General features: G+C 69.0%; 14 protein-coding genes. 5 read left to right on the forward strand and 9 right to left on the reverse strand.

The features are described from left to right. Nucleotides 1–42 precede the first annotated feature (42 nt). The 4 genes from ACFCV3_RS21580 to mraZ all read right to left on the reverse strand — a co-directional run bounded on the left by ACFCV3_RS21580 (nt 43) and on the right by mraZ (nt 4562). Nucleotides 43–2298: a penicillin-binding transpeptidase domain-containing protein gene (locus ACFCV3_RS21580; RefSeq protein ID WP_376032364.1), complete on the reverse strand. Its 2256-nt coding sequence runs from the start codon at nt 2296–2298 to the stop codon at nt 43–45. A gap of 4 nt (nt 2299–2302) precedes the next feature. Further along, the gene (locus ACFCV3_RS21585; RefSeq protein WP_376032366.1) at nt 2303–2890 is read right to left on the reverse strand and encodes a hypothetical protein; all 588 of its coding nucleotides are present in this window, start codon (nt 2888–2890) and stop codon (nt 2303–2305) included. After that, nucleotides 2890–3855, reverse strand: a complete 966-nt coding sequence (gene rsmH / locus ACFCV3_RS21590; protein ID WP_376032368.1) for a 16S rRNA (cytosine(1402)-N(4))-methyltransferase RsmH — start codon at nt 3853–3855, stop codon at nt 2890–2892. The genes ACFCV3_RS21585 and rsmH overlap by 1 nt, the downstream gene beginning before the upstream one ends. Before the next feature lie 275 nt (nt 3856–4130). Then, nucleotides 4131–4562, reverse strand: a complete 432-nt coding sequence (gene mraZ / locus ACFCV3_RS21595) for a division/cell wall cluster transcriptional repressor MraZ (RefSeq protein ID WP_132410748.1) — start codon at nt 4560–4562, stop codon at nt 4131–4133. Nucleotides 4563–5032: 470 nt separating this feature from the next. Here mraZ and ACFCV3_RS21600 point away from each other — a divergent pair, with 470 nt between their 5' ends. Genes ACFCV3_RS21600 through ACFCV3_RS21610 form a run of 3 tightly spaced genes read left to right on the forward strand, consistent with a single transcriptional unit; the run spans nt 5033 to nt 9618 of the window. Further along, the gene (locus ACFCV3_RS21600; protein WP_376032449.1) at nt 5033–5971 is read left to right on the forward strand and encodes an AAA family ATPase; all 939 of its coding nucleotides are present in this window, start codon (nt 5033–5035) and stop codon (nt 5969–5971) included. A 3-nt stretch (nt 5972–5974) separates the two neighbouring features. Next, nucleotides 5975–7261, forward strand: coding sequence for a DUF58 domain-containing protein (locus tag ACFCV3_RS21605; RefSeq protein WP_376032370.1), 1287 nt, complete (start codon nt 5975–5977; stop codon nt 7259–7261). Next, nucleotides 7258–9618 carry a transglutaminaseTgpA domain-containing protein gene (locus ACFCV3_RS21610; protein ID WP_376032372.1) on the forward strand — a complete coding sequence of 787 codons (2361 nt, stop codon included), beginning with the start codon at nt 7258–7260 and terminating at the stop codon, nt 9616–9618. Before ACFCV3_RS21605 ends, ACFCV3_RS21610 begins: the two co-directional genes overlap by 4 nt. Before the next feature lie 98 nt (nt 9619–9716). On the opposite strand, the gene ACFCV3_RS21615 is transcribed toward ACFCV3_RS21610, so the two are convergent. The 4 genes from ACFCV3_RS21615 to ACFCV3_RS21630 form a co-directional block, all read right to left on the reverse strand. Next, nucleotides 9717–10124, reverse strand: a complete 408-nt coding sequence (locus ACFCV3_RS21615) for a DUF3040 domain-containing protein (protein WP_376032374.1) — start codon at nt 10122–10124, stop codon at nt 9717–9719. 285 nt (nt 10125–10409) lie between these two features. Further along, entirely contained in the window at nt 10410–11156 is a 747-nt protein-coding gene (locus ACFCV3_RS21620) for a class I SAM-dependent methyltransferase (RefSeq protein WP_376032376.1), read from the reverse strand. 698 nt (nt 11157–11854) lie between these two features. Continuing rightward, the gene (locus tag ACFCV3_RS21625; protein ID WP_376032378.1) at nt 11855–12328 is read right to left on the reverse strand and encodes an SAV_6107 family HEPN domain-containing protein; all 474 of its coding nucleotides are present in this window, start codon (nt 12326–12328) and stop codon (nt 11855–11857) included. Further along, nucleotides 12325–12729, reverse strand: a complete 405-nt coding sequence (locus ACFCV3_RS21630; protein ID WP_376032380.1) for a DUF6504 family protein — start codon at nt 12727–12729, stop codon at nt 12325–12327. Before ACFCV3_RS21630 ends, ACFCV3_RS21625 begins: the two co-directional genes overlap by 4 nt. A 346-nt stretch (nt 12730–13075) precedes the next feature. On the opposite strand from ACFCV3_RS21630, the gene ACFCV3_RS21635 reads away from it, so the two are divergent. Together ACFCV3_RS21635 and ACFCV3_RS21640 are read left to right on the forward strand one after the other, a co-directional pair. Continuing rightward, complete coding sequence (locus tag ACFCV3_RS21635) at nt 13076–13636, forward strand: DM13 domain-containing protein (RefSeq protein WP_376032382.1); 561 nt, start codon at nt 13076–13078, stop codon at nt 13634–13636. 10 nt (nt 13637–13646) lie between these two features. Then, the gene (locus ACFCV3_RS21640; RefSeq protein ID WP_344150794.1) at nt 13647–14117 is read left to right on the forward strand and encodes a YbaK/EbsC family protein; all 471 of its coding nucleotides are present in this window, start codon (nt 13647–13649) and stop codon (nt 14115–14117) included. A 1-nt stretch (nt 14118) separates the two neighbouring features. Here the strand turns inward: ACFCV3_RS21640 and ACFCV3_RS21645 are convergent, their stop codons facing one another. Beyond that, nucleotides 14119–16041: an N-acetylmuramoyl-L-alanine amidase gene (locus tag ACFCV3_RS21645; protein ID WP_376032384.1), complete on the reverse strand. Its 1923-nt coding sequence runs from the start codon at nt 16039–16041 to the stop codon at nt 14119–14121. Nucleotides 16042–16047: the final 6 nt, after the last annotated feature.

The raw sequence follows: 16047 nt of genomic DNA on the forward strand, positions 1-16047 counted from the left end.
CGGACCCTGCGACACCTACCTGACCCTGCGTCACGACCTGGGTCACCAGGTGATCGGGACGTTCTGCTGCTTCGCCCCCGTCGGTGGGACTGCATACTTCTGCAGCGCGTAACTCATCACGTCGCGGAACACCGGACCTCCCTGGAAGCCACCACCCCGAGCACCCGTCGGGTCGTGCAGTACGACGTACACAACGAACCGTGGGTTGTCGGCAGGAGCGAATCCGGCAAAAGAAGTCGCCCACTTGCGGTAGCAGCCACAGGCAGAGTCGACCTGCTGCGCCGTACCGGTCTTGCCGGCCACCAGGTAGCCGTCGATCGCCGCCTGCGGCGCAGTGCCCTTCTCCGCGGTCACCGCCTCCATCATGGTGGCGACCTCCTTGGCGGCCTTCTCGCTCACCACGCGGCGCGGTGGGGCACCCTCGTTCGGGGTCAGGGTGCCGTTGGGCTCGATCCAGTTGCGGACCAGCTTCGGCGGCACGTAGACCCCGCCGTTCGCGACCGCGTTGACCGCGGAAGCCTCCTGGACCGCGTTCACCGACAGGCCCTGGCCGAACGCGACGTTCGAGCGGGTGATCTCCGGCCACTCGTCGCCCTGCATCAGCCGGCCCTTGCTCTCACCGGGGAAGTTCAGCCCGGTGGGCTCGCCGAACCCGAAGTCGTGCAGGTACTTCACGAACTGCGGGATCCGCATCTGCTGCGCGGCCATGATGGTGCCGACGTTCGACGACTTCGCGATCACACCGGCGATCGTCAGGTTCAGGTCACCGTGGTTCCAGTGGTCCTTGATCGTGCGGCGCTGGACGTCGATGGTGCCCGGCACCCGGAGCTTGGTGTTCAGGTCGATCAGGCCGGCATCGGCGAGGGCGGCCATCGTGACGACCTTCTGCACACTGCCCGGCTCGTAGGTCCGCTCCAGCGCGGGGTTGTTCAGGTCCTTGGAGTCGTACTTCCCGTTCGGATCGAAGGTCGGGTAGTTGGCCATCGCCAGGATCTGGTTGGTCTTCACCTCGGACACGATGACCGTGCCGCCGCTGGCCTGGTACTTCTTGACGGCCTCCTCGATCCGCTTCTCCGCGAACCACTGCAGGTCGCGGTCCAGGGTCAGCTGGACGCCGACACCGGGCCGCGGCTCCTCGACGGTGTGGTTCGCGTTCGGGATCTTGTTCCCGTTCCGGTCCACCTCGTACATCGCCTTGCCGTCCTGGCCGGACAGCTTGCCGTTCAGGGCGTACTCCAGACCGGACTGGCCCTTGCCGTCCTTGCCGATCACACCGACCACGGTCGCGGCGATCGAGCCGTTCGGGTGGCTGCGAATCGGGTCCGCCTCGGTGTACAGGCCGAGCAGGGCCGGCGCCTTCTGGTCCTTCGGCTTGCCCTTGTTCTGCTGGGCGATCTCCTTGTTGCCGGCCTTGGTCTCGGCCTTGATCTCGTTCCACGTCTGCGGGCTGACCTCGTCGGCCAGCTCGATGTACCGGCCCTTGCCCGTGAGCTTGGTCAGCAGCTCCGCCGGCGTCGTCTTGCCGGCGAGCTTGGGCGCCAGGATCGACACCAGCTGCTGGGCGACCGGCTTGGTCTGGCTGGGGTCCGCCACGATCGCGACTGTGTCCTCGGTAACCGCGAAGTCCACGCCGTTGCGGTCGGTGATCGAACCACGCGGCGCGTGCAGGACGTACGTCTTGTTGTTCTCCTTGCTCGCGGCCAGCGCGTAGCTGTCCGGGTCCACGCCCTGCAGCAGGACGAGCCGGCCGGCGAACAGCGACAGCACGAAGGCCATCACTCCGAACGTCAGCCGCAGGCGCAGCGCCGGGCGACCCAGCTTGAGCGTCCGCGGTGCCTTCTTCGCGCGCGGCTTCTTCGGCCGCGGCTGCGGACGGTTCTGCGGCGGCCGCTTCCGCGCGGTGCTCTTCTTGGCCGGTGCCTTCTTGGCAGCCACCTTCCGCGGACCGCCGGCGCTGGTGGGGCGGCGCGTCGGCGCACCCTCCTTGCGCGGACGAGGCGTGGAGCCTGCCGCCTTAGGAGCAGCGCGCTTGCGCGGCTCCCCCGTGGCACGCTTCGCCCCCTGGGCGCGGCGCGGCGCGGCGTCGTCCTGGGAACGGCCCCGGCCCTCGGAGCGGCGCTGAGCGGCTTCCTGCTCGCGGGCCTGGCGGAGGAGGCGTTCGCGGGTGGACTCGGGACGCTGCGGGGTGGCGCGGGTGCGGTCCGTAGCGGGTGACGGACGAGACGGGGTGGAACGCGGCGGAGTGCCGCGGCCGGATCCGCCCTTGCGTGGCGGCTCGTTTCCCCGTCGGTCCGTCATCCGATCATCCCCCGGTGGTCGTGTTGGCGGGTGGCTTCGTCGTACCGGGCTTGGTGGCACCCGGTGTGACCGGCTTCTTGGCCGGTGGCTTGGTGGTCGCCGTGGTGGGCTTCTTGACCGGCGGCTTGGTCGCTACCGGAGGTTTCACACCGTCCGGTGTCCCCGGACCGAACATCGCCTTGCCGGTCCCTGCCTTGCCTTCCTTGGGTACGCCGAGCACCTGCCCGTCGGACAGCCGCAGGAAGACCGGGTTCGGGTTCGGCACCATGCCCATCTTCAGCGCGCGGTCCGCCAGGTTCTGCGGCGACTCCAGCGTCCGGACCTGCTTCTCCAGCTGCTCCTGCTGGTCGCGCAGCTGGCCCGCCTGATCGTTCAGCTTGGTGATCCCGAAGGTGCCGCGCTGCAGCTCGGTGTTGAGCAGCAGCAGGCCGATCAGGCCGGCCGCGAGCAGCGACACGACGAAGATGACGAACGGCATCCGCGGTGGCCGGAACGGAGCGCCGTACACGACGCGGAGCTTCGGCTCGGACCGCTTCGCCGGCGGTGTGGCCGGCTGGACCCGCGCCTTCTGCGGGCTGAACACAGTGCTCATCAGGCCACCATTCCCTTCACCCGGACCCGCTCGGCCGCCCGCACGCGAGCAGAGGCCGCTCGCGGGTTGACCGCGACCTCCTCTTCGGTCGGCCGCTCGGCGCCCCGGGTCAGGATCCGCAGATAGGGCTCATGGCCTGCCGGAATCACCGGCAGGTCGTCCGGTACGTCGGTCTTGGTGCCGGCCGCGAGCGTCTGCTTGGTGATCCGGTCCTCGAGCGACTGGTAGCTCATCACGACGATCCGCCCGTGCAGCGCCAGCGCCCGCAGTGCATTCGGCAGGGCCCGGCGCAGTACCTCGAGCTCGCCGTTCACCTCGATCCGCAGCGCCTGGAAGGTGCGCTTGGCCGGGTGACCACCGGTACGGCGGGCCGCCTGCGGGATCGCGTTGCGCACCAGCTCGGACAGCCGCGCGCTGTTGGTGAACGGTTCGGTCTCGCGCTCCCGCACGATCCGGTCCGCGATCCGGCGGGCGAACTTCTCCTCGCCGTACTGGAACAGGATGCGGGCCAGGTCGGCCGCGCTGTAGGTGTTCAGGATGTCGGCCGCGGTGGTCGGGCCGGTCGAGTCCATCCGCATGTCCAGCGGCGCGTCCTGCGAGTAGGCGAAGCCACGGTCGGCCTCGTCCAGCTGCATCGAGGAGACACCGAGGTCGAACAGGATGCCGTCGATGGCCGGTACGCCGAGCTCGTCGAGCACCCGGGGCAGTTCGTCGTACACGGCATGCACGAGCGTGGTCCGCTCCTGGTACGGCGCCAGCCGCTCACCGGCGAGCCGCAGCGCGGCCGGGTCCCGGTCCAGGCCGATCAGCCGGATCTCGGGGAACTGCTGCAGGAAGGCCTCGGAGTGACCACCGAGACCGAGGGTCGCGTCGACGAGAACAGCGCCGGGCTGCGCGAGTGCGGGAGCCAGCAGCGCGACCACGCGCTCCAGCATCACCGGCACATGCCGCTCCGACGCGTCCATAGCTCGACCCTTCTCGTCGCTGCGGGAGCGACCCTGCCCCCGCAGGTTCGTTGCTTGTAGTGCTGTCGGGAGTGCGGTGCGGAGACGACTCCGTCCGGTCAGATCGCGGGTACGACGTCCGGGGAAGTACTCCGTCGTTTGGCGCCGGGGAAGTGGCGTCAACACTCGAAGTCGGAGGTCGGACCCGTGATCTCACCGGACGGCCGGTGTGCTCGCGTGCCGCTAGCTCACTGCTTCTTTTGCTCCAGCAGATGCTGTTCTTGTTCTTGGTGCTGTCAGAAGATTCCCGGTAGGACCTCTTCGGAGAGATCGGCGAATGCCTGCTCCTGCTCCTGGGAGTACCTGTTCCAGTTCTCCGTGTTCCAGATCTCCACCCGGTTCATCGCCCCGATGACGACACAGTCGCGATCCAGTCCCGCGTAATCGCGCAGCATCGGTGGGATGGTGACCCGGCCCTGCTTGTCCGGCACCTCGTTGGAGGCTCCGGCGAACAACATCCGCAGGTAGTCCCGCGCACCCTTGTTGGTGATCGGTGCCTGCTTCAGCTGCTCGGTCAGCTGGACGAACTCGCGCTCGGGCCACACGGACAGCGACCGCTCCTGCCCACGGGTGATCACCAGGCCTTCGGCCAGCTCGTCCCGGAACTTCGCCGGCAGGAACAGCCGTCCTTTGTCGTCGAGCTTGGGGAAGTGAGTTCCGAGGAACACGCTCCACCTCCCCGTTGCGGACTCTCCGTCTCAGGCGAGCTATTTCCACCACTTCGGTTCCACTGCGCTCCACCTTACTCCACTTTGCCCCACCGTCAACCAACTTCCGCCCCCCATGCCCCACTCCAAGCGCAAATCGGATGGGCGTGTCCCGCGTGTCGCTGAGCCTGAAGGAACCCTGGTGGAGCGAAGTGGAGGAGTTGGTGGGGAGCAGTGGAGGAACGGGTAGAAGAAAGGTGCGAACCGACAGTGCGAACCAAATGGCCCTTCGGGTCGTCGAACGGCGCACCCGGGATTTCCCCCGCCCGTACGCTGGGAGGGGCACCGAAACGCCAGGTAACGAAACATCCGCTGCTCTAGGTCCGACCCTCACTCCGGGTGAGAATGTGTCGGCCGTCAATCAATGGGGAGGACTCAGGGTGAGCACCACCGCGACCAGCCCGCTGGCAGGAGGCGGGGACTTCGACGAACTGTCCGAAGTCGCCGGACGAGTCCGCCGCGCGATCGAGCAGGTGATCGAAGGCAAACCCGACGTGGTCGAGGTCGCCATCACCGTCCTGCTGGCCGAAGGTCATCTACTGATCGAGGACGTACCGGGCGTCGGGAAGACGATGCTGGCCAAGGCGCTGGCGAAGTCGATCGACTGCAGCGTGCGCCGGATCCAGTTCACACCGGACCTGCTGCCGTCCGACATCACCGGTGTCTCGGTCTTCAACCAGGAGATCCGCGACTTCGAGTTCAAGCCCGGCGCGGTGTTCGCGAACATCGTCGTCGGTGACGAGATCAACCGCGCCTCACCGAAGACCCAGGCCGCGCTGCTGGAGTCGATGGAGGAGCGACAGGTCACCGTCGACACCACGACGTACCTGCTCGAGGCGCCGTTCATGGTGATCGCGACCCAGAACCCGATCGAGATGGAGGGCACGTACCCGCTGCCCGAGGCCCAGCGCGACCGGTTCATGGCCCGCGTCTCGATGGGGTATCCGGAGCCGGCGGCCGAGCTGCGGATGCTCGACGGTCACGCGGCCGACGACCCGCTGAAGAGTCTGCAGGCGGTCACCGACGGCCAGCAGATCCTCCGCCTGGTGAAGACCGTGCAGTCCGTGCACGTCTCGGAATCGGTGAAGGAGTACGCCGTTGCCCTGGCCGGCGCGACCCGTCGTTCGCAGGAGCTGCGCCTCGGGGCATCGCCGCGGGCAACGTTGCACCTGATCCGGGCAGCCCGGGCCGCGGCAGCGCTGGACTCCCGCGAGTTCGTCCTGCCGGACGACATCCAGGAGCTGGCAGTGCCGGTGCTCGCGCACCGTGTCCTTCCCGCGGCTGAAGCGCATCTCGGTGGGCGCGGCGCAGCCGACATCGTCGCTGGGCTGGTCTCCTCGGTGCCGCTGCCTCGCACGCGTCGGGACTGAGCCATGCGGCAGGCACTCCGCGGGCTGACCACCAGAGGGCGGGCGTTCGTGGCGGCCGGGATCACCGCGTCGCTGTGTGCGCTGCTGCTCGGGCAGAAGGACCTGTTGCGCGTCGGCATCCTGCTCGTCGCGCTTCCGGTCGTCGCCGCCCTGGTCGTCGGCCGGACCAGGTTGCGGCTACAGGTCCGCCGCAGCCTCACCCCGAACCAGATCGCGGTCGGCTCCCAGGCCACCGTCGAGCTCGCACTCAGCAACCAGGGCCGGATGCCGGCCGGGCTGTTGCTGCTCGAGGACCGCATTCCTTATGTCCTCGGGCACCGGCCCCGGTTCGTCGTCGACCGCGTCAGCCCGAACTGGCGGCGTACGGTCTCCTATCCGGTGAAGTCCGACGTACGGGGACTCTTCCAGGTCGGGCCGTTGATGCTCACCGTGGCCGACCCGTTCGGCCTGGTGGAGACGAGCCGGACGTTCACCCGCAGCCAGCACCTCCTGGTCACGCCGCGGGTCTACAAGCTGCCCGAGATCCGGCTGGGTGCGGACCGGGCCGGCTCGGGTGAGAACCGGCCGCGCGCGATCGCCTCGGCCGGTGAGGAGGACGCCACCGTCCGCGAGTACCGCGACGGTGACGACCTGCGCCGGGTGCACTGGCGCTCGACCGCCCGCCGCGGTGAGCTGATGGTGCGCCGCGAGGAGCAGCCCTGGCAGAGCCGGTGCGCACTCTTCATCGACGCCCGGACGATCTCGCACCACGGCCACGGCCCGTCGTCCAGCCTGGAGTGGGCGGTCAGCGCGGCCGCCTCGATCGGCGCCGACCGGATCCGCCGCGGGTACGCGACCACCATGCTCGGCGGCCCGACCACCCTCGCCGCGATCAACCACCGCTCGTCGACCGCTGTCCACCAACCGCTGTCGTCGCAGCAGCTGCTCACCGAGTGCGCCACCGTCGAGGAACACCGGTACGCCGAGATCGGCCCGCTGCTCACCGTCGACCGGCACGCCCAGGAGCCGAGTCTGGTGATCGCGATCCTCGGTGCCTGCACCAGTGACGACATCACCGCACTCAACCGCTGGCGGACCAGCCAGGCCACCGGCGTAGCCCTCGTGCTCGACGCGGCCAGCTGGGCGGTCGGCGCCGAAGCGACCGAGAAGGCGGCCCGCCTGACCGCCGCCACGGACGCCACCGAGAACGAGTTGCGCCGCAACGGCTGGCGAGTCGCCAGAGTCCGCCGCGGCGACCAGCTACCCACCGTCTGGTCCGGACTAGGACTGAGGACCGGGAGAATCGCATGACCGGACACGCAAGAATTTCGATAGCTGCCTGGGGCGCGACCGTGCTCGGGTCGCTGGTGCTGACTCCGGTGTTCTCGGGGCCGTTCCTGTTCATCAGCGCGTTCCTCTGCGCGATCATCACCGGCGTCGGCGTGCTGCTGCAGAATCTGCGTGCGCCACGGATCGTCGTACCGGTGGTGCAGTTGATCGTGCTCGTCGAGCTGATCTCGTTGTTCTTCCTGAAGGAGACGCTGAAGTTCGGGCTGCTGCCGACCGGTGGGACCGCGATCGAGTTCAACTCGCAGCTGGTCAGCGCGATGAACTCGATCAACCAGTACAGCGCTCCCCTGCCTCCGGACGACAACCTGCTGCTGTTCGCCACCTCGGTGATCTCGGCGACCGGTCTGCTCATTCACGTCATCGCCGTCCAGCTACGGCAGGCAGCATGGGCCGGGCTGCTCCTGCTGATCATGTACACCGTGCCGGCCGCGACCGTGCACGGCGGGCTGCCCGCACTGCTGTTCATCCCGCCGGCGATCGGCTACATCGTCCTGCTGTCCGCCGAGGGCCGCAGCCGGCTCAGCCGCTGGGGCCGGCGGATCTCCGGCGTCTCCCACCTGGACGCGGCCGAGCCGATCGAGGCATCCGCGCTCGGCCAGGCCGGTCGGCGGATCGGGCTGAGTGTGGTCGCCCTGGCCGCGCTCATCCCCGCGCTCCTGCCGACCCTGCCCGAGGGCGTGATCGGCAACGGTCTGGCCGGTGGCGGCACCGGTGGCAGCGGTCTCGGTGCGTCGATCTCCACGACCGACCCGATGCTCGACATGGGCAAGAACCTCAAACGCGGGAAGAACGACATCGCCCTGACCTACAAGGGCGGCCCGTCCGGCGGCACCTACCTACGGCTGACCTCGCTCGACCAGTTCGACGGCAACACGTGGCGGATCTCCGACCGGAAGAACCGGGGGACCAAGGTCCCGGACGAGTTCGTCCCGCCGCCCGGCTTCACCAACGACCTCAGCCGGGTGCCGAAGGTGAAGATGGAGATCGACGTCAACAAGATCTTCCGGTCCCAGTTCGCACCGATCCCCTATCCGGCCCAGTCGATCTCACTGCGCCGCAACTGGCAGTACGACACCTCCTCGCTGGACGTCTCCTCGTCCGACGGCGCGGTCGTCAGCGGCAAGAAGTACAGCGTGACCGCGTACGACCTGCGGCCGTCCGAGGAGCAGCTGCGCAACTCGCTCTCGCGGGGCGTGCCGGACCAGATCACCGACCGGCTGCCGCGCAACGTGCCGAAGCCGATCACCGATCTCACCAAGCAGATCACAGCAGGTGCCGAAGGCAACAAGTACGCCATCGCCGTGGCGCTGCAGAAGTGGTTCCGCACCGACGGCAACTACACCTACAGCACCTCGAACCAGCGCGGCAGCGGGATGAAGGCGATCGAGGAGTTCCTGATCACCAACAAGACCGGGTACTGCGAGCAGTTCGCGACCGGGATGGCGCTGATGGCGCGGATCGCCGGGATCCCGTCCCGGGTCGGCATCGGCTTCCTGCCGGGCCAGGCCGGGAAGGACGGTCAGTACACGGTCCGCATGCACGACATGCACGCCTGGCCGGAGCTGTACTTCGAGGGCGTCGGCTGGGTCCGCTTCGAGCCGACCCCGGCCTCCCGCGTCGCCAGCACGCCGGACTGGACGGTCCCGTCGTCCAACCCGACCAGCCCGACCACGGCCCCCACCACCGCACCGACCACACCGGGCCAGGCCGAGGACCCGGGGATCGAGAAGCCGGAGAACGGCCGCAACCTGAACGACGACAACGGTGCCGCGGCCTTCGACAGCGGCAACTGGTTCACCAACGGCGGCGACCGGACGATCGGGATCGTGGCACTCGTCGTACTGGTCCTGCTGATCCCGTGGATCCTGCGCAGCCTGAACCGCCGGCGGCGCTTCAGCCGGTCGCCGAGCCGGGTCGCGGCCGAGGGCCTCTGGTCGGAACTCCGCGACACCTCCCGGGACCTGGGCCTGGACTGGAGCGAAGTGTCGACGCCTCGGCAGACGGGCGAATGGCTCGTCACCAAGCTGCCCGATGACGCACATCCGTCGGCTCTACGGCTTGCCCGCAGCGTCGAAGCCATGCGGTACGCCGGTCACGCGGATCTGGCCACGGACCTGCGACCGGACGCGAAGGTCATCAGCAAGGCCCTGTGGAAGCAGGCCCCGGCCCGTCGTCGCTGGCGCGCCCGGCTGCTGCCGGCGTCGTGGCGCTGGTACCTGAGCCGCGGGACCACCGAGGCGTCCGATCTCCTCGACGAGTTCGACCTGCTGCTGGCCCGGCTGCGCAGCACGATCCTCCGCCGCCGGCACGCCGGCTGAGGTTCCCCGGCCCCGGTAACGACAACACCCCGAGTCCTTGATGGGCTCGGGGTGTTTCTCGTGAACTGGCTCTTACTTCTAGAGGTCTTCGTCTACTTCTAGAGGTCTTCGTCGCGGCGGCGGCGCCAGCGGTCTTCCATCCGCTCCATGAAGCTGCCGGAGGAGTCGTGTTTGGTCCGGTGCCGCTTCGACGACGGCGGTGGCGAGGGTGGCAGGTCGTCCTCGTCCCCGGCGTTGCTGATCCGCTTCATACTCAGCGCGGCGACATACAGACAGGCGACCATCATCACGAAGCCGATGACGCCGATGATCGTATTGGGAATAATTGCACCGGTCATCAGCACAGCGATGCCCAGCACGAATCCGACGCCGGCGAGCACCGCCCGGCGCTTGTAGTAAGCGCGCACATTGGTCCCTCGCATGGCGGAGACAAACTTCGGGTCTTCCGCTGCCAGGGCGCGTTCGAGCTGCTCGAACTGGCGCTGCTCTTCTTCCGAGAGGGGCACCGTCGATCCCTCCATGGTGAGCGCGATCTCGATAGGCCGCCTCCAGTCTAGGCCGCGCCAGCGTCACACGAAACCCTGACCGCCTGTCCCGCGCGTCACGGTCCCGCAACTCCCCTCATCACCCTGCCCTCGATCCGGCCACTCCGGGCGTGTCGAGGCCCCTCAGCTGCCCTTCGGGACCCGTTTCCGTTCCGGAACCGCTCCCGGAACAGAAACGGCGTGATCAACCACACTCCGCAACATTCGGCCGGGCGAGCGCCGTACCGGAGTCAGCGAGTGACTGGTTTAGCGAGTGGCGAGAATGTGCAGCTGGGTGGCGAGCGCCCGGAACGCCGGGTGCTGGCTGGCAGTCCGCTCCAACTCGGCGAGCGACTCGGCCGCTCCCGGCTCGGAGTCGACGAACGCCGACGGCACCAGATCCGCGAACGTCCGCACCCCGTGCACGGTATGCACCATGAAGCCGGCATCCGCCAGCTGAGCATTGATCCCGGCCTCGTCGAACCGGCGCGGCATCGGATCGTTCGCACCCCACCGTCCGTCCGGATCCTGCAAGGCAACCCGCGCCTCGGCGAGATGCCCGGCCAGCGCCCGCGCCAGCACCACCGCGTTGCGCTGGGCAACAAGCAGACTCAGTACGCCGCCCGCACGCAACACCGACGCCATCGCCTGCAACGCCTGCACGGGATCATCGACGTACTCGAGCACGCCGTGACACAACACGGCATCCGCACTCGACTCCCCCGCCAGCCCAGGCAGCTCGGCCGCGTCACCCTGCACACCACGCACGAGGTCGCTCACACCTTCGTCACTGGCCCGCCGCTCCAGCGACGCCAACGCATCCGGACTCGGGTCGACCACCGTCACCCGATGCCCCTCCACCGCCAGCGGCACCGCGAACCCACCGGTCCCACCACCAAGGTCGACGATGTCCAGCCCAGCCCCTGGATCGACCCGAGCCCGCCCCGCCAACGCAACCCGCAGAGCCTCGCCCACCAGCGCCGTCCGCACGGCCCGCCGCCGCCGATCCACCATCACGCAAACCCTTCCACGACACCAACCCCCGGACCCGCCACACCCTACTTCCCGCACACCCCACCACGAGCACGCACCAGCCACCCCCAAACCCCTTCATGGTCAACGAGCCCCCAAGGCACAGCCGCCCGGTCACGCCACGGCGAGCCGGTTCGGAGGGGTGAGGACAGCACGCAGGGGGCTCACACAGCAAATGACCTGTCACCGCCCACCACTTCCTGTCCAAGCCCCCAGTTCCTGGCCCGACCCGGGGGCGTACGCGGGGCTGGCGGGCGAGAGCGCGGGGCGAGCTGGCCGGGGGGGCGGGCGAGAGCGCGGGGTGAGCTGGCCGGGGGGTGAGCTGGTCCGGCGGGCGGGGACAGCGTGTGGGGAGCTTGCACAGGAAATGACCTGTTGCCGGGCACCGCTTCTTGTTCACGCCCCCGGTTGATGGCTCGGCCGGGGGCTTGCGCGGGGTCGGCGGGCGAGAGCGCGGGGCGAGCTGGCCGGGCGGGCGGGCGAGAGCGCGAGGTGAGCTGGCCGGGGGGTGGGGGTGAGCTGGTCCGGGGGCGGGGACAGTGTGTGGGGGGCTTGGACAGGAAATGAGCTGTTGCCGGGCACCGGTTCTTGTTCACGCCCGCGGTTGGTGGCTCGGCCGGGGACATGGGTCAGCCCACCACCCCGCGCCTGGGGGGTGGTGGGCTGGTGAAGGGGGTGGGTCAGCTGGCTTGCATCCAGGGTTGGGCCAGGACTGAGGCGGGGTCGGTGGTGGCGGTGAGGGCGGGGGTGGTGGAGAGGCGGAGGCTTGCTTCTACTTGGGTGTAGAAGGTTTCCACGGCCCGGATGAGGTCGTCGGCCTCGCGGGTGGTGACGGAGCGCTCCAGGCCGGCTTCGGCGGCGGCGCGCTGGGCGGCGCCGGCGGCGAAGAAGGTGGCCCACTCGGCGAACTCGGGGGCGACCTCGGCGAGCAGGACCCAGGCGTTGCGCTGGACGCGCCGGCGGGTGCTGGAGCGGACCGGGCGGGCGCGGACGGCGAGGACCGCGGCCGCGACCCGGAGGGCGGCGATGTGAGCGCTCGAGTAGCGGATGAGGTGGTCGCTCGTCTCGATCGCCTCGGCCAGGGCGGCGCGGGCGCGCGACAGCTCGCGGCCGGCGGCGCCGGCGGCGATCGGAGATACCGGAGAAACGGTCATCGGTCGGTCACCCTTTCCAGTTGCCAGCGGCCCGAGTCGGGGTCGTGGGCCAGGTCGAACAGCTCGCGCCGTCCGTGCCGGCCGCAGCCCGCCTCCACTCGGTACACCGCGCGTCGCGGACCCCAGTCCGCGTCCAAGACACCAACGGCTGCGGGGCTCGACGCCATTCCCGAGCCCGCTTCGAACAGTCCGGCCGCCACCGCACCCACGGTCGCCATCCCCGGCTCCGGGGCCCCGGGCTTGCCGATCACGCCGCGCTCCCACCAGGCCGCGGTCTCGGTCCAGTGCGCCTGCACGGAGCAGACCCGCCACAACCGCCCGCGCCAGAGGAACTGCTCAGGAGACTCGAGGCCGTCCACGACACTCGAACGCACCTCGACGGCTTCGTCGAACTCCCACATGCTCCATCGCCTCCCGTGTGTGAACCGCTGCTGCTCGTGCCCGACGGCCGGGTCGGAGTCCCGATGGGCGGGGCCGGGGTGGGGGTCGAGGTCCACCACGGCACCCGGCCCACCGGGAGCACCGGATCCCGATGCGGCCGCAACTCCGCACCGGGGCCGTCCAGCTGCCCGGGTCACCTCCGGCCGGTCTCCCGACGAGGCCGGGCCGGAGGTAATCGAACATCTGTTCGAACACTTGAAGCGTAGCGTCGCCCGGCGGTAATCGTCAACGGGCCGTAAGCCCGGCGCGTCGCCGTGCGACCGATCCGGGCCGCAGACTGGAGCCACCGCACCGAAAGGACCGACGATGAAGCGGAAAGCACTGGCCGGAGCAGCAGCGGTGGCCGTGGTGGCAGCAGCGGTCGCACTGCCGCTCTTCCAGCCGTGGCGGCTGTTCACCGACAAGGTCGTCGACGAGACGCTGCCCAGCGCTGCTCCGAGTACCGTTCCGATCTCCATACAGCCATCGTCGAGCACGCCACCGACAGTTTCGGTGACTCCTCCAGTCACTCCGGACAAACCGAAGGTGCTGGCCACGGGCAGCCTGATCTCGCACGAACACGACACCTCGGGCAAGGTCGCCGTACTGCAACTGCCCGACGGCTCCCGCATCCTCCGCCTGGAGAACCTCGACACGTCCGACGGCCCGGACCTCAGAGTCTGGCTCAGCGACGCGAAAGTCGTGCCCGGACGGGCAGGCTGGCATGTGTTCGACGACGGCCGCTACCAGACGCTCGGCCGGCTGAAAGGCAACAAGGGCAACCAGAACTACGCCATCCCGGCGAACGTCGAGCTCGCGAACTTCCGCAGCGTCGCGATCTGGTGCGACCGATTTAATGTGTCCTTCGGGGCAGCAACGCTCACATAGGCTTCGGAGGGTGAGCAATCATCCCAACGTGCAACGCGTCGCCGACGCACTCCAAGCAGCCGGTGCGACCGGCGAGATCAAGATCCTCGACGAGGCAGTCCCGACCGCGGCCGCTGCGGCGGCGGAGCTCGGTTGCGAGGTCGGCGCGATCGCGAACAGCCTGATCTTCGACGGCGACGGCGCACCGGTCCTGATCCTGACCTCGGGCGCGCACCGGGTCGACACCGCGAAGGTGGCGGCCGAGCTCGGCGTCAGCAAGCTGCGGCGCGCCACACCGGAGTTCGTCAAGGAGCACACCGGTCAGTCGATCGGTGGCGTCGCCCCGGTCGGCCACCCCGGACCCGTGCCGACCTACGTCGACACGGCACTGCAGCAGTACGACGTGATCTGGGCGGCGGCCGGCATTCCGCACTCGGTGTTCCCGACGAGCTACACCGAACTGCTGGAGCTCACCGGAGCCACCCAGATCACCGTCAACTGACTCAGAACGCGGGCTTGATGTCCACGTCGGCGGCGCGGACGTAGAACATCCGGTGCCCGAACCAGATCTGGTAGTACCGGTCCTTACCCAGCACCTGCACGTGGTCGCCCGGCGGGGTCGTGTCGAACGTGACGGCCCGGTAGTAGTCGGTCTCGATGGACCCGTCGCTCAGCGGGTAGGACTGGCCCGCACCGATCGAGTACTGCAGCGGTGTGACGGTCTGGTACGGAATACCCGCCGGGTACGCCGCCTGCTCCGGGTAGGCCCGTCCGTACACCGGCACCGACGTCTTGCCGGCCTTCGGTGTCACCACGACACCCGGCTTCGCAAAGGCGTCCGGTGCCGACTTCGGGCTCTTGAACCAGCCCTTCGCACCCAGATACCAGACGGCCAGCCAATCGCCCTGGCGTTCAGCGACGACGTACTGCGCGCCGGCGGCGACCCGTGCACTGTGGTCCCAGGTCGCGGTGGTGCCGGGCGCGCCGTCCTTGTGCAGACCGAGGTCCGTGACCAGCGGAGCGTTGTCGTCCGGCGCCTGACGCAGGTAGACGAAGTTGGTGCCCTGCGTCGCGCACGGCACGCCTGCGGAGGTGCAGCCGGTGACGACCTGCTCGTTCCCCGAGAAGCCCGGCTTGATGGTGACGATCGAGCCCACCTTGGCCGGGAAGATCGAGTGCCCGTAGATCGGTGCGCCGAGCAGGTCGAAGTAGTGCTCCCAGTCCCAGTACGGGCCCGGGTCCCAGTGCATGCCGCCGACAGTGGTGGGCAGTGTGCCGGGCACCTGGTCGTGGCCGATGATGTGCGCCCGGTCGAGCGGGATGTTGTTCTTGGCGGCCAGGTACTTCACCAGCTTGGCCGAGTTGCGGTACATCGCCTCGGTGTACCAGGTGGCGCCCTGAGCGGCGAAGCCCTCGTGCTCGATGCCGATGCTGTGCATGTTCACGTACCAGTTGCCCGCGTGCCAGGCCACGTCCTTGGCCTTCACGTGCTGCCACGTGTGGCCGTCCGACGAACGCATCGTGTACTGCCAACTCACGTAGTTCGGGTCCTGCACCATGTTCAGGGTGCCCTGCCAGCCACCCTCGGTGTCGTGAATGATGATGTAGTCGATCTTGCCGGTCTTCGGCCGGTTCGCGAGGTCGTGGTTGCCGTAGTCACCAGCGCCGGCACCGGTCTTCTCGTACGGCGCGGGCAGCCACTCACACCCCAGTGAGGCCGGGCACTCGACGTCGGAGTTCGCCTGCTTCACCCCCGCCGGCAGCGCCAGCTTGCTCACCTGGGACTTGTCCGGCGCCACACTGACCGGCGGCATCGCGATCCGCTGCCCCGTGTTCGTCGTACGGGCCGCTCCGCGCGCCATGATCGAGTAGACGTCGTCGGCGAAGGATGTCGCACCCGTGCGGTCGGCAGCCTCCGCGTACGACGCCACTGCGCCGTACCACTGGGCTGCCGAAGTGTCCGCGCCCACCGGCAGGCCGAGCGACCGCTGGTACGACGCCAGCAGGGCGGCACCACCGGAGATGTTCGCAACGGTGTCCGTGCGCAGCGCAACCGGGTCCAGCCCGGTCAGCTGGGATGCCTTGTACAGCGTGCGCAGCGACTCCACCTTGCCGATCTTCTGCTTACCTGACAGGTCCACGAGCCTGCTCGGGTCGACAGCAGTCAGGTGCATCGGGCCGTAGCCGCCCGACGAGCTCGATGCGCCCTGGTGGTCGTCCCAGCGGCTCTCCGCATACGAGACGGCCAGCAGCACCGACTCCGGTACGCCGTACTTCGCAGCGGCCGCACCGAACGCCGACGCCGCGGTACTGCTCACATCCGGCGGTGCGGCGGCAGCCGGCGGACCACCGGACGACACGCCGGTCACCGTGATCGGCAACGCTACCGCCGCGAGTGCGGCGAGAATCTTCGAACGACGCAGCATGTTGTT

Source organism: Kribbella sp. NPDC056345 (assembly GCF_042262745.1).
Lineage (GTDB): Bacteria > Actinomycetota > Actinomycetes > Propionibacteriales > Kribbellaceae > Kribbella.